The 24,380-nt window shown below is 58.8% G+C and carries 23 protein-coding genes and 1 pseudogene; 16 read left to right on the top strand and 8 right to left on the bottom strand.

Going from position 1 to position 24,380, the window contains the following annotated elements; translation table 11 throughout:
• Positions 1 to 43 precede the first annotated feature (43 nt).
• A complete protein-coding gene (locus tag ACM6IK_RS13690) occupies positions 44 to 532 on the bottom strand; it encodes a GNAT family N-acetyltransferase (protein WP_414874763.1) in 489 nt (162 codons plus the stop codon).
• 236 nt (positions 533 to 768) lie between these two features.
• The gene (locus ACM6IK_RS13685; protein WP_414874762.1) at positions 769 to 1,722 is read right to left on the bottom strand and encodes a LysR substrate-binding domain-containing protein; all 954 of its coding nucleotides are present in this window, start codon (positions 1,720 to 1,722) and stop codon (positions 769 to 771) included.
• Positions 1,723 to 1,854: 132 nt separating this feature from the next.
• Between ACM6IK_RS13685 and ACM6IK_RS13680 the strand changes: the two genes are divergently transcribed.
• From ACM6IK_RS13680 to ACM6IK_RS13670, 3 genes and pseudogenes are all read left to right on the top strand, one after another.
• Positions 1,855 to 3,024, top strand: coding sequence for a M20 aminoacylase family protein (locus tag ACM6IK_RS13680; protein ID WP_414874761.1), 1,170 nt, complete (start codon positions 1,855 to 1,857; stop codon positions 3,022 to 3,024).
• 59 nt (positions 3,025 to 3,083) lie between these two features.
• Positions 3,084 to 3,872 (top strand): ABC transporter substrate-binding protein, encoded by a 789-nt coding sequence (locus ACM6IK_RS13675; protein ID WP_414874760.1) that lies wholly within the window; start codon positions 3,084 to 3,086, stop codon positions 3,870 to 3,872.
• Positions 3,873 to 3,902: 30 nt separating this feature from the next.
• Positions 3,903 to 4,022: pseudogene (locus ACM6IK_RS13670) on the top strand (histidine/lysine/arginine/ornithine ABC transporter ATP-binding protein); the annotation flags it as partial.
• Between the two features lie 7 nt (positions 4,023 to 4,029).
• On the opposite strand, the gene ACM6IK_RS13665 reads toward ACM6IK_RS13670, so the two are convergent.
• Entirely contained in the window at positions 4,030 to 4,770 is a 741-nt protein-coding gene (locus tag ACM6IK_RS13665) for a Mut7-C RNAse domain-containing protein (protein ID WP_414874759.1), read from the bottom strand.
• A 181-nt stretch (positions 4,771 to 4,951) separates the two neighbouring features.
• Between ACM6IK_RS13665 and ACM6IK_RS13660 the strand changes: the two genes are divergently transcribed.
• Positions 4,952 to 5,140 carry a ribbon-helix-helix protein, CopG family gene (locus tag ACM6IK_RS13660; RefSeq protein WP_414874758.1) on the top strand — a complete coding sequence of 63 codons (189 nt, stop codon included), beginning with the start codon at positions 4,952 to 4,954 and terminating at the stop codon, positions 5,138 to 5,140.
• 21 nt (positions 5,141 to 5,161) lie between these two features.
• Here ACM6IK_RS13660 and ACM6IK_RS13655 read toward each other — a convergent pair whose 3' ends face one another.
• Positions 5,162 to 6,823: a SulP family inorganic anion transporter gene (locus tag ACM6IK_RS13655; protein ID WP_414874757.1), complete on the bottom strand. Its 1,662-nt coding sequence runs from the start codon at positions 6,821 to 6,823 to the stop codon at positions 5,162 to 5,164.
• A gap of 175 nt (positions 6,824 to 6,998) precedes the next feature.
• Here ACM6IK_RS13655 and ACM6IK_RS13650 point away from each other — a divergent pair, with 175 nt between their 5' ends.
• The 3 genes from ACM6IK_RS13650 (at position 6,999) to ACM6IK_RS13640 (ending at position 11,326) form a co-directional block, all read left to right on the top strand.
• Complete coding sequence (locus ACM6IK_RS13650; protein WP_414874756.1) at positions 6,999 to 7,229, top strand: hypothetical protein; 231 nt, start codon at positions 6,999 to 7,001, stop codon at positions 7,227 to 7,229.
• Between the two features lie 277 nt (positions 7,230 to 7,506).
• Entirely contained in the window at positions 7,507 to 7,893 is a 387-nt protein-coding gene (locus tag ACM6IK_RS13645; protein ID WP_414874755.1) for a YkvA family protein, read from the top strand.
• Between the two features lie 922 nt (positions 7,894 to 8,815).
• Complete coding sequence (locus ACM6IK_RS13640; protein ID WP_414874754.1) at positions 8,816 to 11,326, top strand: putative bifunctional diguanylate cyclase/phosphodiesterase; 2,511 nt, start codon at positions 8,816 to 8,818, stop codon at positions 11,324 to 11,326.
• 179 nt (positions 11,327 to 11,505) lie between these two features.
• Here the strand turns inward: ACM6IK_RS13640 and ACM6IK_RS13635 are convergent, their stop codons facing one another.
• A complete protein-coding gene (locus tag ACM6IK_RS13635) occupies positions 11,506 to 11,826 on the bottom strand; it encodes an isochorismate lyase (RefSeq protein WP_414874753.1) in 321 nt (106 codons plus the stop codon).
• A 326-nt stretch (positions 11,827 to 12,152) separates the two neighbouring features.
• On the opposite strand from ACM6IK_RS13635, the gene ACM6IK_RS13630 reads away from it, so the two are divergent.
• Complete coding sequence (locus ACM6IK_RS13630; protein ID WP_414874752.1) at positions 12,153 to 12,704, top strand: VOC family protein; 552 nt, start codon at positions 12,153 to 12,155, stop codon at positions 12,702 to 12,704.
• Between the two features lie 61 nt (positions 12,705 to 12,765).
• On the opposite strand, the gene ACM6IK_RS13625 is transcribed toward ACM6IK_RS13630, so the two are convergent.
• Entirely contained in the window at positions 12,766 to 14,715 is a 1,950-nt protein-coding gene (locus ACM6IK_RS13625; RefSeq protein WP_414874751.1) for a sigma-54-dependent Fis family transcriptional regulator, read from the bottom strand.
• 681 nt (positions 14,716 to 15,396) lie between these two features.
• On the opposite strand from ACM6IK_RS13625, the gene ACM6IK_RS13620 reads away from it, so the two are divergent.
• The 8 genes from ACM6IK_RS13620 to ACM6IK_RS13585 all read left to right on the top strand — a co-directional run bounded on the left by ACM6IK_RS13620 (position 15,397) and on the right by ACM6IK_RS13585 (position 22,197).
• Complete coding sequence (locus tag ACM6IK_RS13620) at positions 15,397 to 15,915, top strand: transcriptional initiation protein Tat (protein WP_414874750.1); 519 nt, start codon at positions 15,397 to 15,399, stop codon at positions 15,913 to 15,915.
• Between the two features lie 50 nt (positions 15,916 to 15,965).
• Entirely contained in the window at positions 15,966 to 17,546 is a 1,581-nt protein-coding gene (locus tag ACM6IK_RS13615) for a GMC family oxidoreductase (RefSeq protein ID WP_414874749.1), read from the top strand.
• A 12-nt stretch (positions 17,547 to 17,558) separates the two neighbouring features.
• Positions 17,559 to 18,548, top strand: coding sequence for a thiamine pyrophosphate-dependent dehydrogenase E1 component subunit alpha (locus ACM6IK_RS13610; protein ID WP_414874748.1), 990 nt, complete (start codon positions 17,559 to 17,561; stop codon positions 18,546 to 18,548).
• Between the two features lie 59 nt (positions 18,549 to 18,607).
• Positions 18,608 to 19,687, top strand: a complete 1,080-nt coding sequence (locus tag ACM6IK_RS13605; protein WP_414874766.1) for a 2,3-butanediol dehydrogenase — start codon at positions 18,608 to 18,610, stop codon at positions 19,685 to 19,687.
• Between the two features lie 24 nt (positions 19,688 to 19,711).
• On the top strand, positions 19,712 to 20,737 hold the full coding sequence (locus ACM6IK_RS13600) for an alpha-ketoacid dehydrogenase subunit beta (RefSeq protein ID WP_414874747.1): 1,026 nt from the start codon (positions 19,712 to 19,714) through the stop codon (positions 20,735 to 20,737).
• 4 nt (positions 20,738 to 20,741) lie between these two features.
• A complete protein-coding gene (locus ACM6IK_RS13595) occupies positions 20,742 to 20,975 on the top strand; it encodes a lipoyl domain-containing protein (protein ID WP_223547023.1) in 234 nt (77 codons plus the stop codon).
• 3 nt (positions 20,976 to 20,978) lie between these two features.
• Positions 20,979 to 21,683 carry a 2-oxo acid dehydrogenase subunit E2 gene (locus ACM6IK_RS13590; RefSeq protein WP_414874746.1) on the top strand — a complete coding sequence of 235 codons (705 nt, stop codon included), beginning with the start codon at positions 20,979 to 20,981 and terminating at the stop codon, positions 21,681 to 21,683.
• Between the two features lie 211 nt (positions 21,684 to 21,894).
• The gene (locus ACM6IK_RS13585) at positions 21,895 to 22,197 is read left to right on the top strand and encodes a metal-sensing transcriptional repressor (RefSeq protein ID WP_414874745.1); all 303 of its coding nucleotides are present in this window, start codon (positions 21,895 to 21,897) and stop codon (positions 22,195 to 22,197) included.
• A gap of 94 nt (positions 22,198 to 22,291) precedes the next feature.
• Here the strand turns inward: ACM6IK_RS13585 and ACM6IK_RS13580 are convergent, their stop codons facing one another.
• Positions 22,292 to 23,608: an MFS transporter gene (locus ACM6IK_RS13580; protein ID WP_414874744.1), complete on the bottom strand. Its 1,317-nt coding sequence runs from the start codon at positions 23,606 to 23,608 to the stop codon at positions 22,292 to 22,294.
• Positions 23,609 to 23,921: 313 nt separating this feature from the next.
• Positions 23,922 to 24,374, bottom strand: a complete 453-nt coding sequence (locus ACM6IK_RS13575; RefSeq protein ID WP_414874743.1) for a chromate resistance protein ChrB domain-containing protein — start codon at positions 24,372 to 24,374, stop codon at positions 23,922 to 23,924.
• Positions 24,375 to 24,380: the final 6 nt, after the last annotated feature.

Raw genomic sequence — 24,380 nt, 5'->3', positions numbered from 1 at the left:
TCCGATTTCTGCCTGTCATCCAGGGTAGCAATCAACTGAGTATTCAACCTGTCGAGATTCTGCTGCGCGTCATGTGTATGAGGGCCGATCGGCCGTTTCCCAAAGAAGGTCGCTCCTCAATGGCATAAGGCACAAACCCAAGTTTGGGGTAGAGCAGCAGCCCTGCCGTGTTTTCGTTGAAGCAGGAAATCTGCACCTCGTTGGCTCCGTAACGCTCGAATGCCAAGCCGGTCATAGTCTCTACGATAAACGTCGCCACTCCTTCGCCCCGAGCACTCGGCGAGACGATGACATTGCCGATACAGCAAACGCCATTGCGTTCGGCTCGATAGAAATTGGCAAACCCAACGACAGTCCCATTGATCTCCACGACGGTAGAGTCGAAGCGTTGGGAGATCGCGGTAATCAACTGCGTTTCCGTTAGCGGGAAGTGCGCCTTTGGAAACATGAAAAACAACTCTTGAGCGTTCTGAGGAAAGCCGCAGATCATTTTAACGTCGCTAGCCTTCACTGGCCGGTGGTTCAGTTTCATTGCTCGTCTCTAAGCTCCATGAATCAGTATTTTAGCTGCTAGTTCAGGGGGCTGGAAAGCAATGGCATGTCCGCGAATGGCTGATGGCTGCCCTTGGTGAGGGGCAGTTCCTGGCCGAGAGTCGCCTCTGGCCACGTGCAGAAATCAGTCAGTAGTGAACGCTTGGCGCCGGTACCTACGGCCAGATTCGACCCAAAGACGTCCTGACGTATCAGACATGAAACCGTAGGCTCACTTCACAGCCGCAGCTGTAAGGTTTCAAACAGCGCGCGGTCTTCCTTTTTGGCTGAGCGCGCATGGCGCCGAATGACCTGCAACAGGCATTCGGTGAAGCAGACCGCCGGGTTGCTCAGGGCGCCGTTGCGGCGCGTCACGATGCTCAGTTGTCGGGGCTCGAACTGCTCGGTCAGCCCCAGGGCTACCACACGCCCCAGAAATGGCGGGGCTGTGCTCACGATGGACGGCCCCCAGGTGCACATGTCGGCCCGCTCGACCATCATCTGCAAAATGGCCAGTGAATGAGCACGCACGATTCGATTCTCATCAATCTGCGCGCCGTGTTTCCAGAACAGTTCCTGCATCAGCCCGTCGTGCCCGTCCGGCGCGTAGTTCAGGGTCCAGTTTTCTTCCAGTAACTCGTGGATCGATCGCGCATGCTGTCGGGCGTGACCCTCGCGGACCAGCACCGAGGTCTGGTAATCGAGCAAGGTTTCGCAGGCGAATTCCCGGGTCGATTGTGTGGGATGGAGTTGGCCAATCGCAAAGTCCATGCTGCCGTCGCGCAGCAGCGGTTGGGCAACGGCCATCAGGCTTTCGAACAGTTCCAGGTTGATTTGTGGCATGCGTTCGCGAAAAGCCAGCACGACTTCGGGCAGGAAGGTCAGGGCGACCCATGGGGTGATCCCGACGCAGAGCCGGCCTTGAGCCTTGCCACGCATGTGATCAAGCTCGGTCTGTGCGTGCTCCAGCTGCTTGATCACCAGCCGGGCGTGAGTCAGCAGCACTTTGCCGTATTCGGTGAAGTTCAGGCCGCTGGCGGTGCGGGTAAACAGCGGTAGCTGCTGGCTGGTTTCCAACTCGCGCAGTGCTTTGGTCACAGCGGCCTGGGAAATCTCCAGCGAACGCGCGGCCGCGCGGATACTGCCGGTTTCGGCGCTGGCAATCAGCGCCTGCAATTGATGCAGTTTCATCTGCTCACCCTGATGACAACCTATGGTTGTCATCATAACCAAACTGCGCCTCCCCAGCCCAGCGCCCGTTCCCTAAGATCGACCCCAACAGCGCTTTCGCTACTGCACAGCCTCTGTCGAAGGAGAACACCCATGAATGCCGGCCTGGTCCTGCCTGGTATTGCCGCGATGCAAGATGAAATGATCGCGATACGTCACAGCATTCACGCGCACCCTGAACTGGGTTTTGAAGAGTTCGCCACCAGTGAGCGGGTGGCAGCGTATTTGACTCAGTGGGGCTTTGAGGTCAGCACCGGGGTGGGCAAGACCGGGGTCGTTGCCACCCTGAAAAATGGCGAGGGTCGGTCCATTGGATTGCGCGCTGACATGGATGCGTTGCCGATACAGGAAACCTCCGGTCTGCCTTATGCCAGCCGGATCGACGGAGTCATGCATGCCTGCGGTCACGACGGTCATACCGCAGTCCTGCTGGCAGCCGGTCAGTATCTGGCCCGGACGCGGGCATTCAATGGCACCGTGCACCTGATTTTCCAACCGGCGGAAGAAGGGCTGGGCGGTGCCAGGAAAATGCTGGAGGAGGGGCTGCTCGAACGGTTCCCGTGCGATGCGATCTTCGCCATGCATAACGTGCCGGGTTATCCCGTCGGGCATTTGGGTTTTTACAGCGGGCCGTTCATGGCGTCTGCCGACACGGTTAACATCAAAATCATCGGCAACGGTGGCCATGGCGCGGTGCCGCACAAAGCCACCGACCCGGTGGTGGTCGCTGCCTCGATCGTGATGGCCCTGCAAAGCATCGTCTCGCGCAACGTCAACCCGCAGGAGATGGCGATTATCACGGTGGGCTCCCTGCATGCCGGGAGCGCCTCGAATGTCATCCCGTCCAGCGCCGATCTGAGCCTGAGCGTACGCGCCCTGACTCCTGAGATTCGCCACCTGCTGGAGGTCAGAATCACTGAATTGGTCAAGGGCCAGGCCGAGAGTTTTGGCGCCCGGGTCCACATCGATTACCAGCATTGCCATCCGGTGTTGATCAACGATCCCGAACAGACAGCATTTGCCCATGAAGTCGCCCGCGACTGGTTGGGAGAGGAACACCTGATCGATGACCTGCGACCGTTCACGGCCAGCGAGGACTTTGCGTTTGTCCTGGAAAAATGCCCCGGTAGCTATCTGGTGATCGGCAACGGCGAGGGAGAAGGCGGGTGCCTGCTGCACAACCCCGGCTACGACTTTAATGACGACTGCCTGCCGGTGGGCGCGAGCTACTGGGTCAAGCTGGTCGAACGTTTTCTGTGTTGAGATGGCGCATTTTCGCCTGTTGTGCCTGTAAAAAATCTGCGGCCTGAAGAGGAATAAAAATGAACAAGATGATTGCAGCCGTTTCCCTGGTGTTCCTGACGGCCTCGAGCCTGGCGGGGGCGGCCGACTGGTCTGGCAAAGTGTTGAGGCTGGGGGTGGACCCGACCTATCCACCGCTGGAATACAAGAATCAGGATGGCACGCTGACCGGCTTCGGGGTCGACATCGCCGAGGCGTTGTGCGCCGAACTGAAAGCCCGATGCGTCTGGGTGGAAAGCAGTTGGGACGGGATGATCCCGGGACTGCTGGCGCGCAAGTTCGATGCGGTGGCGTCTTCGATGACGATCACACCCAAACGCCTGGGGCAGATTGCGTTTACCGACAAGGTGTCCAATGCACCGGCACGATTAGTGGCCAAACGTGGATCGGGATTACAGCCGACCCTCGAATCGCTCAAGGGCAAGCGCATTGGTGTGGAGCAGGGCTCGACCCAGGAGTCCTATGCCAAAGCGATTTGGGGTGCCAAAGGCGTGGACGTTCTTTCCTATCAAAATCAGGATCAGGTGTACGCCGACCTGGTCGTGGGGCGGCTTGATGCCTCGTTGCAGGGTTCCATTCAAGCCAGTTACGGCTTCTTGAAAACCGCGGCGGGTAGTGACTATGAATTTGCCGGTGCCACTCTGGATAACCCGGGGTTCTTCGGCGTTGGTGATGGCCTTGGTCTGCGCAAGGACGATGTCGAATTGCGCGAAGACTTGAACAAAGCCCTGGCAACCATTCTCGCCAACGGTACTTACGCGCGGATCAACAACAAGTACTTCGATTTTGACGTCTACGGCGCCCAGTAACGCGTCGTCGTCAGCTTGAACAGGGCGCTCGTTCGAGCGCTCTACCCCAGGCAGTTACGGAGCCTGCGCAGCCGATTGTCGATGGTGTTTCAGCACTTGAACTTGTGGAGCCACATGACTGTGCCGGAAAACATCATCGAGTGCCCGCTGCGCTCGGCTATCGGTTCAGCAGCGGTGCCAGCAATGCACACATGCCGCGCCAGTGCGAACCTTCCCAGTAAACCCGTTGGCAGGCGTCGCAGCGCAGGAAGTGCGAATAGAGTGCGCCAATGCGTGGCGGTACCAGCGGCCGAGCCAGTTCCGGACTGATTTCGTGCAGCGGCAGGTTGCAATGAAGGCACAGGCTGAATGGCCGCGCGCTACGCGCCAGGTCGAGGCGCTCGTACAATTCGCGCAGCTGCAGCGACGGTTTCAGGGCATGCACGTAACAGCCGTGGCTGATGATCCGCCGCTTGAGCAGTTCGCGGTCACGGGTCAGCACGATGCGTCCTTGCTGCGCAGCGATCTCGGCGATCTCGCTATCCTCGAAACCATTGTCGTAGAGCGTGTCGAAGCCACTCATGCGCAGCAGGCTGGCCAGCCCGCCAAGGTGCGCATCAGCGACGAAGCGCAGCACCCGTAAAGGTTGCGCGCGAACCTTGAGCAGCGGGCTGATGTCCAGCGTTTCGAACTTGGGATACACCGCCAGTCGGTCACTGTCGAGGATCACCCGCTCCAAGCCCGCCGACTCGCCGTTGAGCAGCACCAGCTCGACCTCGGTGTGCGGTACTCCGAGCGCCTCGATCATGTGCTTGACCGTCGCCCCTTGCGCGCACTCGCAGGTGAAGGACTGCCGCCGCCGTTCGGCCGGCAGGAAATCGTTGAGCTCCTCATAGAAGCGGAAAGTTGCACGGGTCATGCTCAACAGTATGGCAGGGCTGCGGGATGTGCGAGTCTGGTCCGGACATCACACCTCTCGCTTGGGAGAACCAAATCTTTTCCTGTGGGTAAAGTCCAGGTAACGAGCAGCACAGTGACAGCACCGGACAAGGCAATTACAATTTGATTAACATCTAGCGACTTGAGCGATTGAATACCCCATGGAAAGCAAGACTGCGCGCCTCACTGTGCTCATTGATCCCGTCAAGAAAAAAGCGTTCGAGGAGCTCTGTGCAGCACAAGACCTGACGTCTTCGCAGGTTGTCCGTCAACTGATTCGTGACTACCTGGACACCCACGGTGCCAGCTATTCGACCAAGAGTAAGCATGCCGCCAGCACCAGGTCATGACCTGACACGGGCGGTAAGCCTCTAGAGCGTTGACGGACCCTCTGCAAGACTGACCGCTTTAGCCAGCGCGGTGGTGAAGTCGGCGTGGTAATGCTCCGTGCCGATTTTTTGCAAGATCCCCACCCTGTCGAGCTTGTTGAGCACCTTTGTGTTCGCTTCGCAGAGTTTCACCACGATATGGCGCTCGTGCAGCTGCTCAATGACCTCCTCCAGCACCTGCAAGCCAGTGATGTCCATGAACGGTACACGATTCAAGCGAATAATCAGCAGACGTGGATCGGTATGGGTCTGTGCCAACACACGTTCGAAGGTCTCGGCCGCACCAAAGAACAATGGCCCTTCAATTGTATAAATCAATGTCCCTGGCGGCAGGCGAGTGTGCCCATTGGCCCTCAACTCTTCTTCAAGCTCGTGCTCGACGACCTGTTGCACCTCCACCGATGAGGCCATGCGACGCATGAAGTGCAGCATGGCAAGAATGACGCCGATATTCACGGCGATCACCAGGTCGCTGAACACGGTGAGGCTGAAGGTGATGAGCAGGATAGCTACGTCTGCGCGTGGAGCCCGTTGGACCATGCGCTTGAAGTGCTTCAACTCGCTCATGTTGTACGCGACCACGAAAAGAATGGCGGCCAGGGCGCACAGCGGGATGTTTGAGGCCAGAGGTGCCAGGAACAGAACAATAAGCACCAGGGTGACCGCGTGCGTAATGCCGGCCAGCGGGCTCGTGCCGCCGTTACGGATATTGGTTGCAGTACGGGCAATGGCTCCGGTGGCTGCGAAACCGCCAAACAATGGCGTGACCAGATTAGCCACTCCCTGACCGATCAGCTCCTGATTGGAGTCGTGCTTGGTGCCCGCCATGCCATCGGCCACCATGGCGGACAGCAGTGATTCGATTGCTCCAAGCATGGCGATAGTGAACGCCGGACCAATCAAATCGACGACGCGAGACAACGTGATTTCAGGCAGGCTGAACGCTGGCAGACCTTGGGGTATGCCTCCAAATGCACTGCCAATCGTGGCGACCCCCTCGAAATGAAAGGTTGACTGTATCGCTGTAGCGACTGCCATTGCGATCAGCGGGCCAGGTACCCGTTTGAATCCGGGAATCCTGGACGCGGTGATGACCAGCAAAAGACTAAGTACCGCCAGCAGGGTCGTGGCCATGTGAAGATCCGGCAGGGCCTGGAGCAGATGCCAGAGCTTTTCATGGAAATGCTCTCCACTGATCTTCGGTAAACCGAAAAAGTCTTTCCACTGTCCGACCCAGATGATCACGCCGATGCCCGCAGTGAATCCGACTATCACCGGGTCAGGGATAAACTTGATGATTGCACCGAGGCGGGCCATCCCCAGCAATAACAACATGGCCCCCGCCATCATCGTGGCGATTTGCAAACCGTCAACACCATGTTTGGCCGTGACTCCGGCCAGAATCACGATGAACGCACCGGTCGGCCCGGCAATCTGCAAGCGGCTTCCGCCAAAGAGCGAAACCAGCAGGCCACCGATGATTGCGGTATAGATGCCTTGCTCAGGCTTGACGCCAGATGCAATGGCAAACGCCATTGCAAGGGGGAGTGCCACGACCCCGACGATCACGCCAGACACCAAATTGCGCAGCCAATGCTCTCGCCCCAACAACCCCGCCTTCCATGCCTCACCTATCGCAATCATGGCTAGCCCCTCAGTGGATGCATGTGCATAATATTAACATACAGTGATAATTGAAATGCCCTTGATCCAGCGCTTCGTGCGTTTGGAGATGTTTATCGTGAAAGTTCAGATGGAGCTGGGCGGGCATGCACTGCAAATAGAGAATCTTGAGAACGCGCGTAGCGTGGTGACGGACATGAATCGTAAAACTGTGAAAACCAAACATGCCGAAGGCGTGACCTTCGACACCCATGTGATCGCAAACCCGACCAACCCCAAGGAGTGGATCGTGTTTTTCAAGAAGGACGCCGGGAGAAGTTATTTCCTGGTCGACGACAACGAAGAAGTCGAGTCTTTCGGGCATCTGGATGACCTGATCGCCGAGCTTCGAGAGCTGGGTCTCAAGACTGCTGAAATCCATTTCTGAAAATCATGGCTGATCGGTACAGGCAGATTGAACCTCACCCTGCATATCTACCTGCTTGTTCTACATAATGGATCCGATTGAACTCGGGACCTCCGGTAAAAAGGCCGGGCAGCTCAATCGCCGGACAGATAGGCGTGTAACTACAAGGGAGGAAGCGTGGGGCACCGCTCCTCAAGAGCCTCGATTTTGGTTGACTGACTTCCTCAGGCGTGAGGCAGTCAATCACCCAAGGCGTTACGCTCGCAGGCACGCTCCTTCAGGTTCTGACAATTACGACATGAAACGCATACTTGATCCTTTACGTGGCTGGGCCAGAAAGCTGAAACGGCAAACCATGGTTCTCTGGTTTTGCTATCAGCATCCGCAAACACCCTGGTTGCCCAAATGGATTGCGGTTTTTGTCGTGGCGTATGCGCTGAGTCCAATCGACCTCATTCCTGATTTCATTCCTGTGCTTGGATACCTGGACGACGTGATCATTTTGCCGCTTGGCATTCTGCTCGCGATTCGGCTGATGCCGGCGCAGGTGCTCGAGGACTGTCGGCTCAAAGCGAGTGAGTGGGAAAAAAGCCAAGTGAAGCGGCCAGCGAACAGCTTTGCTGCAGTGATCGTTGTATCAGTCTGGCTCATTGCTGCGGGTATTTTGGGGGCCTGCTTCCTCTGATTGGAAGTCGGCTCCCCCACCGAACGGTCATGTTTGAATGACGCCCCCTGGTCAGCAGACCTGAAATTTGCACAGGAACGCGATTTTCGTTCTGGTTCTGACCGTCAAACCTGCTCCAAAGCGTTTTTACACAGCTCCGGCTGATGGCAGCCTGTCGTGAAGAGCCGCAACCGTGTGATTGCAGGCTTGTTCACCTACCAGGCCACGGTTTCAGTCTGGGCTGCTGAAAAACGTCGGGGTTTCCTGGCGCAATGCCTCGTTCCCCACAAAAGGTAGGCAATCAGGCGAGGTCCACGGTTTCCACAGTGATTTGCGCAATCGTGTGAAACGGTGCAAGCGCTGCGTCACCGGCAGTCGCACAAGTGATCAATCGCCATTCACGTTCGATAGGCGTCCACTGCTGTTGCCGCGCCCGTCCCGGTTTGTCGGTGTCGGCGAGAACGACGATCTGCGCAGCCCGCTTGATGATGCATTCCTTGAGATAAGCCTGCTACGTACTCGCCTCGCACAAGCCGAACTCCGCGACGACCCCGTCTGCGCCGAGGAAGGCTTTGTCCACGCTCAGGCGGCTCAACGTCAGTTCGGCCAAGTTCTGCACGTCCGCCAGAGGCGCAGAACGAGGCTGAGGAAATTGAAAGGAACAGAACATCTGGCAAAAGTGATTGCCGGCGTTCAGTTCTACAATAGAGAGCGAGGAGAATAGTTGGTTGGCGTGACACTTAAGATGTATAGCTTCGGTAGCTATTGCTTGTCTCGGGAGCTTCGCTCACGAAAACCAGCGTGAGTCCAGAACAGAGAAAAAATTTGGCTAATGCTACGTGCGGTGTGTTCTCAGGTTCAGGTGTCGGCACAAAAGGTCAATGGGTATCCGAATACCGCTTCTGTTGGTCAACTTGGAAGGATTATGTTTGGAGATTGTGAAATGGATTTTTTCAGGAATAAAAACGCCGCAAAGCACGCCATGCCCACCAGTTCAAATAAGCCGCGCTCGACCAAATGGCACCGCATGTACTTTTTTCTTGCGGGATTCGACGTGCTGGTTGTTGTGCTGAGCGTGCTACTGAATCACCTGATCGTCGATACCTATCACCGCTCCATCACGGCAAACCAGTCGTGGGTCCAACAGCTGTCGAGTTATTCAACGCTGGGCAGCCTGGCTTCCAAAGTCAATGCGCCGGGCAATAATGTGTTCGATACCCATAATGTTGAAGCCGAATCGCGGAACATGAATGAAGCCTTGCGCGCCTTCAGCGAGCATCTGGCAATGGCCAAAAAACAGTTGGAAGTACGGATCGCCAATGAAGCTGAACACAGTGCGGATATACAAGCCTTTACCCTTGCATTGAAGGATGAGGTGGGTGCAATTGATGCCGCGATGGTCGAAATGGTGAACGAGGCCTTGCTGATCTTTTCCTACTTCAGGGAGGGGCAGTCGGATAATGCCGGCAAACGCATGGCAACGATGGACAGGAAGTATGCCCTGTTGCTCGCCTCACTCAGTACCGTGCGGGATCGCGTTGGCCTGATTCAAAGCAAGCTCCTGGAGGAGGAGCTTGAGTCGGTCGAAGAACTGCGCCGGGTCGAATACGCGATCATGCTGTTCGTGCTAATGATGGTCAGTGCGGCCGTGATCTACGGGGGCAAGATCAGGCGCGAAATGGAGTCGCAAGCAGCCGAAAGGGAAGGTTATCTGGCAGTGCTGCGCGAAAGCGAGAAGCAGGCCCGCCAGCAAGCATCGCTGCTGGACAAGGCCCAGGACGCCATTGTCGTTCACGGGATGGATAACCGCATCCTGTACTGGAACAAAAGTGCCGAGCGTCTCTACGGTCTGTCAAAGGAAGAGGCACTCGGCAAATCGGCACAGGAGTTGATCTACCAGGGTAGCGCCGCTTTCAATGCGGCCACTAACAGCCTGATAGAAACGGGTGACCGGGCGGACGAAGTTACACTTCGACGCCGGGACGGCTGCACCATCACGCTCGAAAGTCATCGAACCCTGGTGCGAGACGATGATGGCCAGCCGCAATCCGTTCTGTCGATCAACACTGACATCACCCACCGTAAGACCGCTGAGCAAGAGGTCCAGCGTTTGGCCTTCTACGATCAGTTGACCGGGCTGGCCAACAGGCGGCTCATGTTGGACCGGTTACAGCATCTGCTGGCGGGCAGCTCCCGTAGCCTGCATACGAGCGGGATAATTCTCATTGACCTGGATAACTTCAAGGCACTGAACGACACGCTGGGGCATGACAGAGGCGACATGTTGCTGCAGCAAGTTGCTCTGCGCCTTTGCGGCTGCATACGCGAGAGCGACACCGTGGCTCGCCTGGGCGGAGACGAATTCGTCGTCCTGCTGGATGGCCTTAATGAGAATCCTCCAGAAGCAGCTATCCAGGCCAAGGCTGTTGGCGAAAAGATTCTCAACTCTTTGAATATTTCCTACCATTTGGATGGATATGAGCACCACAGCACCCCCAGCCTCGGCATTGCGCTGTTCCAGGGGCAGTTGAGCACAGTGGACGATATTATGAAGCGCGCTGACCTGGCGATGTATCGTGCCAAGGCGGCGGGCCGCAATACCATGCGCTTTTTCGATCCGCAAATGCAGGCGGTTGCCACGGCACGCGCCAGACTGGAAGTAGCCTTGCGCCAAGGCTTGCAGGACAACGAATTCCTTCTTCATTACCAGCCGCAAGTGAATAGTGAGGGCCGTATCATTGGCGCAGAGGCACTGATGAGATGGCAGAGTCCTGAGCGCGGAGTCGTGTTTCCAGGCGAGTTCATTCCATTGGCAGAGGAAACGGGGTTGATTCTGCCATTAGGCCGTTGGGCGCTGCAGGCAGCCTGCACTCAGCTGGTTGCCTGGGCAAAGCATTCGGAAACCGCCCGACTGGGTATGGCTGTGAATGTCAGCGCCCGCCAGTTTCACCATCCGGACTTCGTCGAGGAGGTACTGCAAGTACTGAAATACACGGGGGCCGATCCGAAGAAATTGAAACTGGAACTGACCGAAGGCCTGCTGGTAGAGGATATGGAAGGTACTGTCGCCAAAATGATCGAGTTGAAAGAGATCGGCATAGGCCTTTCGCTGGATGATTTCGGAACCGGCTACTCGTCACTGTCATACCTGAAGAGCCTTCCGCTGGATCAACTCAAGATCGACCAGTCCTTCATCAGAGATGTGCTGGTTGATCCCAACGACGCCGCCATCGCCTGCGCGATTGTGAGCCTGAGCCAGATATTGGGGCTTTCGGTGATTGCAGAAGGTGTGGAGACAGAAGCTCAGCGCACCTTTCTGGTCAAGCATGGCTGCCAGACCTACCAGGGCTTCCTGTTTTCCCCGCCACTGCCAGCGGAACAATTTGAGGCGTATGTTCACGAAAAATTCATGGCGAGCGCTGATTTTCCACGGACCAAGACTAAATCGCCATAACTTCGCAGGTGCCTGGGAACGTCCGCTTTCGGCTGTGGATGTTTCATTGTTCGTCTCCAAGCTCCATGAATCAGTCCTTTAGCTGAGTCCCAAGGCTAGCGCAGGGTGATGGAAAGCAATGGCATGACCGTAAATGGCCGATTGCAGCTGACATGAAGGGCGGTTGACGCCCCCTGGCGTCAGGTGTTGGATTGATGAGCCACCCAGTGTTTCATCTCTTGTGCAATGAAGTGGTTCACCAGGTCACTGTACATTTTCTCGATTGCATCCGGGTTCAGGCCCTCAGCCTCGGCCCACTCGCGTCGTGTCGCCAGCATGGCCTTGAAACGCTCCGCAGCTCGCACCGAAGTCGCTGAGGTCTTGTACTTCGAGGCGGCCAGTACGTAGTGAAAACGCTTGCCCAACAGTTTGATGACAACCTGGTCAAGGGCATCGATTTCGCGTCGAATATCCTCCAGGCCTGCACACTCTTCGGGCTGCAACTGATTGATGACGTCCATGTAGGTGACTCCGGTTACTGAAAAAAATCTGGGCCGTTGCAAGAAGTATCGGCGAACTCTTTAGATTACGTTAATCGATAAGGGTATGTCCCCAAACATCACGCAAGAGCTGGACCAACCCGTGCAAGGCCCATTGGCAAGGGCTAGAGAGGATGGGCGGTGGCTGTTGTAACGCCTTGCAGTTGTAAAGGCCTTTACACCGTTGCTGCCAACGGCGGGAGTGACTGCTATTCAATTCAATGGGTTAGTTTGTGGCATCGGGCGTGCAGCAGGGAATGTGTCAGCACGAAGCTGGCGAATCTCATACAACAACAAGTGAGCCCCCCATGACCCACAAGAACAACCTGAATGACGCTCTGCCGGGAATGCGCGGCATGCAGCATATTGGCATCACGGTGCCGAACCTGTCTGAGGCAGTTGCCTTCTTCGTCGAGGTGCTTGGCTGCGAGCCATATTTCACCTTTGGCGAGTTCCGTTTTGAAGACGACTGGATGGAGCGGCACCTCAACGTGCATCCGCGCGCATCTATTCGCGACTTCCAGATGGTTCGATGTGGCAATGGCACCAACCTGGAAATATTCGAGTACACCGCTCCCGACCAGAATCGTCGGTTGCCCCGCAACAGCGATGTCGGCGGGCACCACTTGGCGTTCTATGTGGACGACATGGCGGCGGCGGTGCAGTACCTGCAGTCCCGTGGCGTGCAGGTACTGGATACGCCATCGACCTTCACCGATGGCCCGGCCAAGGGCCTGACCTGGGTGTACTTCCTGGCGCCCTGGGGGTTGCAGCTGGAGCTGGTGAGTTTCCCGGACGGGATGGGCTACGAGAAAGGCGTGACGCGCCTTCTCTGGGACCCGCGCACACCTGAGCACTGATTCGACTTGAAAGCCCGGCCGGCCCGGCTCGGGCCGGTTACGGGCATTTGAAACTTTTGGTTTAGCTGTCCAGGGCGTTGGGAGGAACGATGTCGTGAAGCTTCATCCAGCGATATAGGGTCGGGCGCGACATGCCGAGCTCGCGTGCCGCGGCGCTGACATTCCAGCGCTGCCTGCGCAAGCAGTCCTCGATTTCGCGCGCGTGGGATGTCTGTTGTTCCTGTACGGGAACCGAACGCCTGGCCTGTTTTTGATTGACGCTCGGCAGGCATTCTTCGGGCAGGTCGTTCACAGTGATTTCATCCGTCTCCGCGGTGGCCAGCGCGTACTGCAACGCATTGCGCAGCTCGCGGATATTGCCTGGCCAGGCGTAGCCGAGGAGAGCGCTCATGGCATCGCCCCGGATTCGTGCGGGACGTTGGCGCTGTTCACAGAGCTCTCTGAAAATGCGTTCTATCAGGTAGTTCTTGTCGGCCCGTTCGCGCAGCGCCGGCAGGCGCAGGATCGCGCCATTGAGGCGGTAGTAGAGGTCTTCGCGAAACTCGTTTCGTTCAATCAACTGCCGCAGGTCACGGTGACTGGCCGCGATGACGCGGATATTGACCTTGATCGGTTTTTCGCCGCCCAGTGGCATCACTTCCTGCTCGGCAAGCACGCGCAGCAGCCGCGTCTGCAGATGCAGCGGCATGTCTCCGATTTCATCGAGGAACAGCGTGCCGCCATCGGCCTGCTGGATCAGCCCTCGCATACCCTTGCTGCGTGCCCCGGTGAAGGTGCCTGGCTGGTAGCCGAAGAGTTCGCTCTCTATCAATGACTCAGGCAATGCTGCGCAGTTGATGGCGACGAAGGGGGCCTTGCGCCTGTTGCTGCTGTCGTGCAAAGCGCGGGCAAGGCGTTCTTTGCCGGTACCGGTTTCGCCATTGAGCAGCACGTTCAGCGGCTCGCTGCACAGTCGCTTGGCACGAGCGAGCATCTTGCGCATGGCGGGGTCATCGTCGGAGAGCTCATCCAGCGGGCAGCGTTCCTCACTCGAACGTTGAGCTTGAGGGGCCGCGGGCGTTCGGCTGGGCTCCATCAACGCGGCGAAGAACAGGGCGTTTTGACGGTGGGTACGGAACGCGCGTACCTGGTCGGGGCTGGCGCGGGGGATGCTGAAGATGTCTTCAGGTTCGCAGTCGAACAGATCCTGGATACCGATCCGACGCGCCAGTGCCGAAGGCCGCTCCGGCAACTGCAAGCCACATTCGGCGAGCAGTACACGGGCCGCGGTATTCGCCGCCAGGAGACTGCCATCCCCGGCAATCGCCAGCAGGTACTGGCGATTGATCAGGACGAACTCGCGGGAACGGTCGAAGCAGAGGATATGAGCTTCACGGTAGCGACGCAGGAAGTAGGCATCCTCGATCATTCGCGCGTACTGCTTGACCAGTTGCAGGGCGAATTGCTGGGAATCCTTGGACGGGGGTGAATTCAATGCCGAGATATCCAGCACGGCCAGCAGCTGCCCGTGGGGATTGAAGATGGGCACTGCGGTGCAGGTCAGGGCGATGTGGTGGGCGCTGAAATGATCATGGTGGTGGCAGGTCAGCGGCAGTTGCTCCTTGATACAGGTCCCCACCGCGCAGGTTCCTGCGTGGTTCTCGCTCCAGTCGGCGCCCAGGTACAGGCCAGTCTTGCGATGCGCCGCCTCATCCAGTGGATCGCCGAGGAACTGCACGGTGATCCCCCGGCTGTCGGTGAGGAGAATGACGTACCCCAGCTCGGCGATGTGGCGGTACAGCTGCTCGACGCCTGCACGGGCCACGTTGATCAGTTCGTCCGCGTGGTCCTGGTGTTCGCGCAATACCTGACGAGGAACAAACCGCGGTGGCGCGGGCTTGGCCGGATCCAGACCGTAATCCTGGATACAACGCTTCCAGGACCGGGTGATGATGGACTCGTGCCCAGCGCTATCGCTGGCGTAGGACAGCACAGTGTCGATGTGCAGGCTGGGGGTCGAAAGGGTGCTCATGCGGCCTCCCGGACACGGGATGAGGGGCCCGTGACGATCTTGTTCTTGTTTGGCATCAGCACGTGGGGGGCGGGCTGGCACGGTTGCAATCACATTACGAGTTTAGCCCTGCGCTGTCACTTCCCTCGTTGATCACGGCTGGACCACCGCCAGAAGACCGGTAAAGGGTCCCCCTTATTTGTGGTTCTTCATGCAATCCCGGGAAACACCGATAACGCAATACCTGTAGGAGCCGGCTTGCTGGCGATGGACTCAAGTACGCCGCGTTTATCCGATTTACACGCGTTATCGTTAACGACCTTCGCTGCGATGCGGCGACCCGACAAGCCAGCTCCTACAAGGTGGCGTGCCCACGCTTTTTTTAGGTTCTTCACGGATTACCGGGAAAGACGCTGCGATCTTGCGCTCAGTTCAGGTATCGCCAGCCTTTACGTATGTAAAACGCCTGGACGGATGCTTACAGGTGTAAAGCCTTCGCTTTACAGGTCATGCGCTAATGAAGTCTTTTTTATTCTAAAAATTCATTTAAAAACAGTAGGTTAAGATCTGTTTTTGGCATTGGCACACAAGTTGCCCCTTCACTGCCGAAGGGGCCGAAAAGGCACCCGGACTAATAACAATAACGTCGGCCACACCTGTTCCCACCTTACAGGCGTGCCGGCAAAAGCCTGGAGCTCTGCCATGCATGACTCTTCACCCCTGAGTGGCCCTCTGAGCCGTCGGCGCTTCCTCAGTCTTTCGGGGCAATCGGCCCTGATCATCGGCGCTACCGCCGTTTTCAGCCAGCTCATTCCCGTCACCGCCATCGCCGACGATGTGTTGCCCCGGTTGCCCGCCGGGCTGCTGCAGATGGGGCGCGATATCTATCCCCATGACCGGCTCGGCGATGCACCGTATGCCAAGTCGCTGGTCGAGCTGCTCGGTAAACACCCGGACCTGGTCAACGATGGCTTGAAGGCCCTGCAGGGGCGCGCCCGCGCCACACAGGGTCGGCCTTTCGAAGAGATCGTCAGCGAGGACGATCGCGTCGCTCTGCTTCGCGAGATCGAGACCACGCCGTTCTTCCGCGAAACCCGCAGTGCGCTGATGTTTGGCATCTACGACAACAAGACGCTGTTCCCACTGTTTGGCTACGAGGGCTCGTCGGTGGAGAAAGGTGGCTATATCGCGCGTGGCTTCAACGACCTCGACTGGCTCTGATCAGTCTTCTCTTCGCGGCTCCATCCATTCCAACAATGAGGGTTAACCCCATGGCAGCGAAATACTCCCAGGACGACAGCGATGTCGTCGTGATCATCGGCTCGGGCGCCGGCGGCGGGACCCTGGCTCACGCCTTGGCCAAGCAAGGAATCCGTACCGTGGTGCTGGAAGCCGGCAAGCGTTACGAGATGTCCGACATCGAAAACGATGAGTGGGCCATGTTCAACAAGATTTCCTGGCTCGACAAACGCATCGCCACCGGCGGCTGGGACGTGGCGCGCAACCACCCGAACCTGCCGGCCTGGATCGTCAAAGCGGTGGGTGGCAGTTCCGTGCACTGGGCCGGCGTGGCCCTGCGTTTTCGCGACTTCGAGTTTCGCATGCGCACCGAGAACGGCGATATCAAGGGCGCCAATGTGCTGGACTGGCCAATCAGCTATGAGGAGCTGGAGCCCTGGTACGTCAAGGCTGAGCAGCACATGGGCGTGACCGGTCCAAGCACCGGAATGCCTTATCACCAATGGCACAACTCCTTCAAGGTCCTGGCCACAGGCGCCCAACGCATTGGCTACAAGGAAATCCAGTCCGGCCCGATGGCGATCAACACGCAGCCCTATGACAGTCGTCCTGGTTGCATGCAGATCGGCTTCTGCATGCAGGGCTGCCGCATCGGCGCCAAGTGGTCGACGCTCTACACCGATATCCCCCGCGCCGAGGCTACCGGCAACTGTGAGGTGCGTGCGCAGAGCATGGCGCTTCGCATCGAACATGATGCCCGCGGTCGAGTCACCGGGGTGGTTTACGCCGACGCCGAGGGCCGCCAGCAGCGCCAGAAAGCCAGAGTGGTGTGCGTGGCCGGTAACTCCATCGAGTCGCCGCGCCTGTTGCTCAACTCCGAGTCCTCGATGTTCAAGGACGGCCTGGCCAACTCCTCCGGTCAGGTTGGGCGCAACTACATGTGTCACACCACTGCGGGCATCTACGCCGTGCTGCCCAAGCCGATTCACATGTATCGGGGCACCACCTGTGCCGGAATCATTTCCGACGAGTCCTACAACAACACTTCGCGGGGCTTCGTCGGTGGCTACCGGCTGGAAATCCTGTCCCTCGGCCTGCCGTTCATGTCCGCCTTCCTCGATCCGACCCCGCAGGGCTGGGGGCGTGCCTTCGCTTCGCGGATGGAGCGCTACGACCATATGTCCGGCGTGTGGTTGTGCGGGGAGGACCTGCCCATGGAGAGCAACCGCATCACCCTCCACGGCGCCGAGAAGGACCAGTACGGCCTGCCCGTCCCGGTGGTGCACAAGGACGACCATGCCTTCGACACCGCCATGCGTGATCACGGTGTGGAGCAGACCCGCAAGTGCTATGAGGCGGTCGGTGCCACCGAGGTGATCCGCCTGCCGTCTTACCCGGCCAGTCACAACATGGGCACCAACCGCATGAGCGCCAAAGACTCCGACGGCGTGGTGAACAAATGGGGCCAGAGCCACGACATCCCCAATCTATTCGTCTCCGACGGAAGCCAGTTCACCACCAGCGGCGGGCAGAACCCGACCCTGACCATTGTCGCCCTGGCCTTGCGCCAGGCCGAGCACATCGGCGCGTTGATGAACCAGCGCGCCCTCTGAGGAACCAATCCCATGACCACGCCCAGCAAAGCCCAGCGACTCTGGATGCTCGAGCAGATGCTCGTCAGCCGTTACCTGGAAGAGTCTATCGAACGAATCTACATGGAAGGCAAGACGCCCGTATTCAACATGGCCAATGGGCCAATTCCCGGTGAGATGCACCTGTCCAATGGTCAGGAGCCTTGCGCCGTCGGTGTCTGCGCCCACCTCGCGGTGGAGGACATCGTCACCGCCACTCACCGCCCACACCACATCGCCGTGGCCAAGGGCGTAGACCTGGACGAGATGGTCGCCGAGATCTTCGGCAAAAAGACCGGTCTGTCTGGCGGCCGCGGCGGCCATATGCACCTGTTCGACGCACGGGTGAACTTCTCCTGCTCCGGCATCATCGCCCAAGGCATGGGCCCTGCGGTAGGTGCTGCGTTATCACGCCATCTACAGGGTAAGTCCGGAGTCGCCGTGGCCTACCTGGGTGAAGGCGCAGCGAACCAGGGAGCCTTCCACGAAACCCTGAATCTGGCCGCGCTGTGGAAGCTGCCGGTGGTCTTCGTCATCGAGGACAACGCCTGGGGCATCTCGGTGGCCAAGGCCGCTTCGACTGCCATCGAGCGCAACTACCTGCGTGCTGCCGCGTATGGCATGCCCGGCGTGTTCGTCCCGGGTAACGACGCCGACGCCATCTTCGCCGCGGCCGGTGAGGCCATTGCTCGGGCCCGTGCCGGTGAAGGGCCGAGCCTGATCGAGATCGAAACTCACCGCCTGGCCGGCCATTTCATGGGTGACGGCGAAACCTACCGTCCTGCCGGCGAGAAGCAAGCCCTGCTGGCAAAGGACCCGATTCCGGTTTACCGCCAACGCCTGTTGGATCTGGGCGTGCTGGACGAGGTCGGCGCCGCCGCCATTGAAGAACGTGCCCGAGGACGCGTCGACGCTGCGGTGCAGTTCGCCCGCGACAGTGCCTATCCGGCACCGCAAGAAGCACTGGAAAGGGTGTTCGTGTGAACGGAGCCCGCCACAACAACAACGACAAGAAGGAGAGCGACATGTACCGACAACCGACGATGAAGGCCGCAGTCTGGCATGGCCGACGCGACATCCGCCTGCAGGACGTTGCCTGCCCGCCGCAACCTCAGGCGGGGTGGGTGCAAATCCGTGTGCAATGGTGCGGGATCTGTGGCTCGGACCTGCACGAATACCTGGCCGGGCCGGTATTCATTCCCACTGATACCGCCCATCCACTGACTGGCCTCAAAGGGCAGTGCATTCTCGGCCACGAGTTCTGCGGCGAGATTGTCTCCGTGGGGGAGGGGGTTCAGAACTTTGCAGTAGGTGAGCGTGTGGCCGCCGATGCTTGCCAGCATTGCGGCAAATGCTGGTTCTGCCAGCAGGGCCGATACAACCTGTGCGAGAACCTCGCCTTCACCGGATTGATGAACAACGGTGCGTTCGCAGAACTGGTCAACATCCCGGCCAATCTGCTGTACCGCCTGCCGGAAGGTTTCCCTGATGAGGCCGGCGCGCTGATCGAACCTCTGGCCGTCGGCATGCACGCGGTGAAGAAGGCCGGCAGCCTCCTCGGCCAGACAGTGGTGGTAGTCGGCGCTGGAACCATCGGTCTGTGCACCATCATGTGCGCCCGTGCCGCGGGTGCGGCCCGGATCATCGCGCTCGAAATGTCCACGGCGCGCAAGGCGAAGGCGCTTGAGGTGGGGGCCACCCTGGTGCTTGACCCCAGCCAGTGCGATGCCATTGCTTCGGTGCGCGAACTGACAGATGGATATGGTGCCGCGGTTTCCTTCGAGTGCATCGGCCACAAGACCACTGCCAAGTTGGCGATCGATGTCATTCGCAAGGGCGGGCGCTGCGTGATGGTGGGCATCTTCGAGGAGCCCAGCGAATTCAACTTTTTCGAAATCGTCGCCACTGAAAAGCAGGTCATTGGCGCCTTGGCCTACAACGGTGAGTTCGCCGATGTCATCGCGCTGATCGCCGACGGCCGCCTGGACGTCACTCCGCTGATCACCGGGCGGATCGAACTGGAACACATCCTCGAGCAGGGCTTCGAGGAGCTGGTCAACAACAAGGACCAGAACGTGAAGATCATCGTCAGGCCGTCCGCGCTTGCCGCTGCCCGTCACTGATCCCATCGACGGAGGAAACGAGACATGTCCGCAACAATCAAAGAACGCAAACTCACCATCGCCCGCGCCATGGCCGAGGCGATGGCCCAGGAAATGCGCCTCGACCCACGTGTCTTCGTGATGGGCGAGGACATTGGCCAACTCGGCGGGGTGTTCGGCAACACCCGTGGCCTGCATGAAGAATTCGGCAGTGCGCGCATTCGCGATACGCCTATCTCGGAAACCGCCTTCATCGGCGCTGCCGTGGGCGCGGCCTCTGACGGCATGCGTCCGATTGTCGAACTGATGTTCGTCGACTTCTTCGGCGTCTGTATGGACGCGATCTACAACCTGATGGCGAAGAACACCTACTTCTCCGGCGGCAAGGTCAGCGTGCCCATGGTGCTGATGGCATCCACCGGTGCCGGCTACTCCGACGCCGGGCAGCATTCGCAATGCCTTTACGGCACCTTCGCTCACCTGCCAGGCATGAAGGTGGTGGTGCCGAGCAACGCCTACGACGCCAAGGGCCTGATGACTGCCGCCATTCGCGATGACAACCCGGTCATCTACCTGTTTCACAAGTCGCTGCAGGGCATGGGCTGGCTGGGTACCGAAAAGGGCGCCACGGTGGCTGTTCCGGAGGAACCCTATACCGTGGAGATCGGCAAGGCGAAGACGGTCCGTGAAGGCAGTGATGTCAGTATCGTCAGCCTGGGTGCCGGCGTGCATCACGCGCTGCGCGCTGCCCGGCAGTTGGAGCAGCAGGGTGTCAGCGCCGAAGTCGTGGACCTGCGCAGTCTGGTGCCGCTGGACCGTGAGCACGTCATCGCCTCTGTGCGCAAGACCGGCCGACTCATCGTGGTCGACGAGGACTACCACAGCTTCGGTGTGAGCGGCGAAATCATCGCCAGTGTCGTCGAACACGACATCGGGATGCTCAAGGCGCGCCCGCAGCGGGTGGCTTTCCCCGACATTCCGATTCCTTTCACACCGCCTATGGAGCAATGGGCGCTGCCTTGCGCAGCAAAGATCGTTGCGGCCTACCAGAACCTGAAGAACGAGGAATAACAACATGTCCAACTCAATCCTGATTCCCGCTGACCTCTGGGAAGGCGACGCCGAAGCCGTCATCACTTCCTGGCTGGTCAGTGATGGCGCCGAAGTTGCCCAAGGCGATCTGGTGGCAGAAATCATGTCTGAAAAGGCCCAGTTCGAGATCGAGGCGCCGGCTTGCGGCGTGCTGAAAATCCTCGAAGAAGAAGATGCGGTGGTCGTCAAAGGCGCGACCATCGGGTTAGTGGAGTGAGCCATGGGGCACATACAGAATGTCGCTGCCGGTTCCGGTAGCACCGTGCTCTTGAAAGGCATGCGAAAAATGATCGCTGCGAAGATGAGCGAAAGCTTGCAGACTGCCGCGCAACTGACTCACCACGCTGAATGCGAGTTGACCAACCTGCAGGCGAAACGGGCGCAGCTGAAGGCTGCGGGTAGCCAGGTATCGCTCCAGGACCTGCTGCTGTTCGAGATCGTCTGTTCCCTGAAGAACCATCCGGGACTCAACGCAACCCTGCAGGATAACCAGATCACGCGGCATGGTTCGGTGCATCTCGGTCTGGCGATCCCCCTGCCGGACGATCTGCTGGTGGCGCCCGCACTGTTCGATGCCGACCAACTGGATGCGCAGGGCTTGGCACTTGCACGCCGGGCCCTGGTGGACAAGGCACTGTCCGGGAAGCTCTCGGTGAAGGAGCTGACGGGTGCCACGGTGACCGTGACCAACCTGGGGCTGTCGCGGGTGCGTTTCTTCACGCCCATCCTCAATGTCCCTCAGGTGGCCATTATCGGGCTGGGAGGCATCCAGCGTCGCCTGCAACGAAGTGCCGATGGTTCGTTATCGGAGCGCGACTTCATGGGCCTTTCGCTGACCTTTGATCACCGGGCCGTGAATGGTGCTCCCGCCGCAGACTTCCTCGATGATCTGTGCCAGCGAATCGAAGGGGTAGAGCCACCATGAGCCGGATCTGGCGCGTCAGTATCGAGGCCGGCCGGGAAGGCTGAGCGGCAGTTGCTCGACCGTGTGTACACCGCAGAGGAGGAGTGGGGGTTGCTGCAATGGCGACCCTGCGACTCGTTTCCACACCCGTGTGCAGGCGGATACTCATTTGCTTGCATCCCCCATGGGGGGATAAAGTTCGCGTTATTCATGAATCGCGAAGACTCAAATTATGAGTGAGCTCGAACACAGCCATCCCCACACCCCCCACACCCACCAAAGTCACGAAGCGATCATCAAGCGTCTCAAACGCGCGGACGGTCATTTGCGCGGCATCATCACCATGATCGAAGAGGGGCGTCAGTGCGTGGACATCGCCCAGCAACTGCATGCTGTTGAAAAAGCGGTGTGCCAAGCCAAACGCACGCTCATTCAGGATCACATCGATCACTGCCTGGAAGACACCGTCTCGGCGTTGAACAATGGTGAGCGTGCACCGCTGGAAGCCTTCAAGCAGATCACCAAGTACCTCTAGGCCGGCCATGCCCGACTTCGCTGAGCCGTTACAACAAGGCGGGGCTCACGCATTGGCATGACAACCCGGCATTCCGAGCTCAAGAGTCAGGCACTTACGGTTGTCTGTCTGGCCATCGGCGATGCTGATCATCGATCACGTACGGGTGTTCGTGATCCACACCATCCTGCCCGTGGAGGTGAGGGTGATCAACCGGCAGGTTCTCATGGGTGTGTTTGATCGACTCCTGGTCATGCACAGGACGCCAGATCACGATGCTGACCACCAGTGCGCCACCTGCCACGACAGCGAGCCCGACAAACGACGCCGTAAGGCCGATGTTGGCACCCAGCCATCCCGCCAGTGGGTAGGTAATCAACCAGCAGGCATGGGACAGTGCAAATTGCGCGGCAAACAGTGCCGGGCGGTCTTCGGCATGCGCCGAGCGACGCAACAGCCGACCGCCCGGGGTCTGGGCCAGGGAATAACCCACGCCGAGTACCATCCACAGAGGCAACAGGAAGTTGTAGGTGCTCAGGTTGATGCCAATGGCCAAGCCTGCGACCAGAATTGCTCCGCCAAACAGCATGGCTGTTCGGTCTTTGATGTCTTTCAACAGCCGAGGCAACACCAGGGCTGCGATCATCGAGCCACCGCCGAACGCGGCCAGCGCCAGTGCTGTGGAGCTCTGAGGCAAAGCGAAGCGCGATTGGACCAGCACCACCGTATTGACGATGACCATGGCACTGGCCGCCGCTACCGTCAGGTTCAACGCCAACAGCCCGCGCAAGCGAGGCGTTGCCAGGAAGATGCGCATGCCGCGGGTGGTTCGCTCGTAAATACTGCGCCGTGGCGTCTGCTTCGCCTTCGGCAGCAGGACTGTCGAGACCAGGGCTGCCGAGGCGAGAAAACCGATGACCGTGCCGGCGAACAGACTATGGAAGCTGACCACGGTCAGCAACGCGGCGGCGAGCATCGGGCTGGCGACACTCTCGAGATCGTAGGCCAGGCGCGATAGGGACAGGGCGCGGGTGTAGTCGTCCTCATCCGACAGTATGTCCGGAATGGTCGCTTGGAATGTCGGGGTGAATGCCGCTGAGGCTGATTGCAGGACAAAAATCAGTACGTAGACCTGCCAGACCTCCGTCACGAACGGCAGAGCCAACGCGACCAAGGCTCGTACCAAATCCAGTGAGACCAACATTGTTCGCCGGGGTAGACGTTCTGCAAAAGCCGCTGCAATCGGCGCAACGCCGATGTAGGCCGTCATTTTGATCGCCAACGCTGTACCGAGGACAGCGCCTGCTTGGGCGCCTGCAAGATCGAATGCCAGCAGGCCTAGCGCGACAGTGGCAAGACCAGTCCCTACCAGTGCAATCACCTGGGCCAGGAAGAGGTGACGGTAGGTTCGGTTGGCCAGGATTGTCAGCATGAGAAATCTCACAGGAAGAGGCGAACGCCTGTCTGGTTGTCGGGCTTTGCTCGAAAAAGAGAGCGACGAGTTTGTTGTTTGATGCTTCATATCCCCCCTGGGGGGATATGAAGCCATCCTAAACCAGAGGCAGGGGCAGCTCAAGAAATGGGCGTTCAGCCTTTCATCGAATTTCAGGGAGAGATTAAGGAAATTGTAGGAGCGAGCTGGCTCGCGATGGACTCAAGAGCGCCGCGTTTAGCCAGTAAACACGCGTTATCGTTAACGACCATCGCGAGCAAGCTCGCTCCTACATTGATGCGAGCTGGCTTTCTCACATTTGTGGAGGCCAGTTATGCGATTCACCCTGGCATTCCTTGCACCATGCATAGAGTGCGTCGTACAGGATCAGTCCATGCGAAAGCATTTCATGATCATCGCAATATCGCTGCGACAGTCCCAGTGAGATGGCGTACAGCCCAGCCGATTGCGGAGTCAGATCCAGGCGGGAGGTGTCGGCTCCACGGACGATCCTGGCCAACTGCTGCAAAGCGGGCTCACTGAGCTGGTACTTTTTCAGAAAAGCGTCGAAGCTGCACAGCTCGCCCTCATGAGTCAGTTCTACGCCGGGAATGTCGTAGGGCGTAGCGTCTTTCTGCGCCGCCAGACGCAGTACGTCACCACTGGGCACGTATAAAAACTCGGGCTGCGAATCGATAAAGCGCGCGATCAGCCAGGGACAGGCGATGCGGTCAATCTTGGGCCGTTCACGGGTAATCCACCTCATGGAACA

This window comes from Pseudomonas sp. IT-196MI5 (genome assembly GCF_949767415.1).
Lineage (GTDB): Bacteria > Pseudomonadota > Gammaproteobacteria > Pseudomonadales > Pseudomonadaceae > Aquipseudomonas.
Note: the sequence above shows the minus strand (reverse complement) of the source record. Positions and strands in the feature narration are given on the sequence as shown.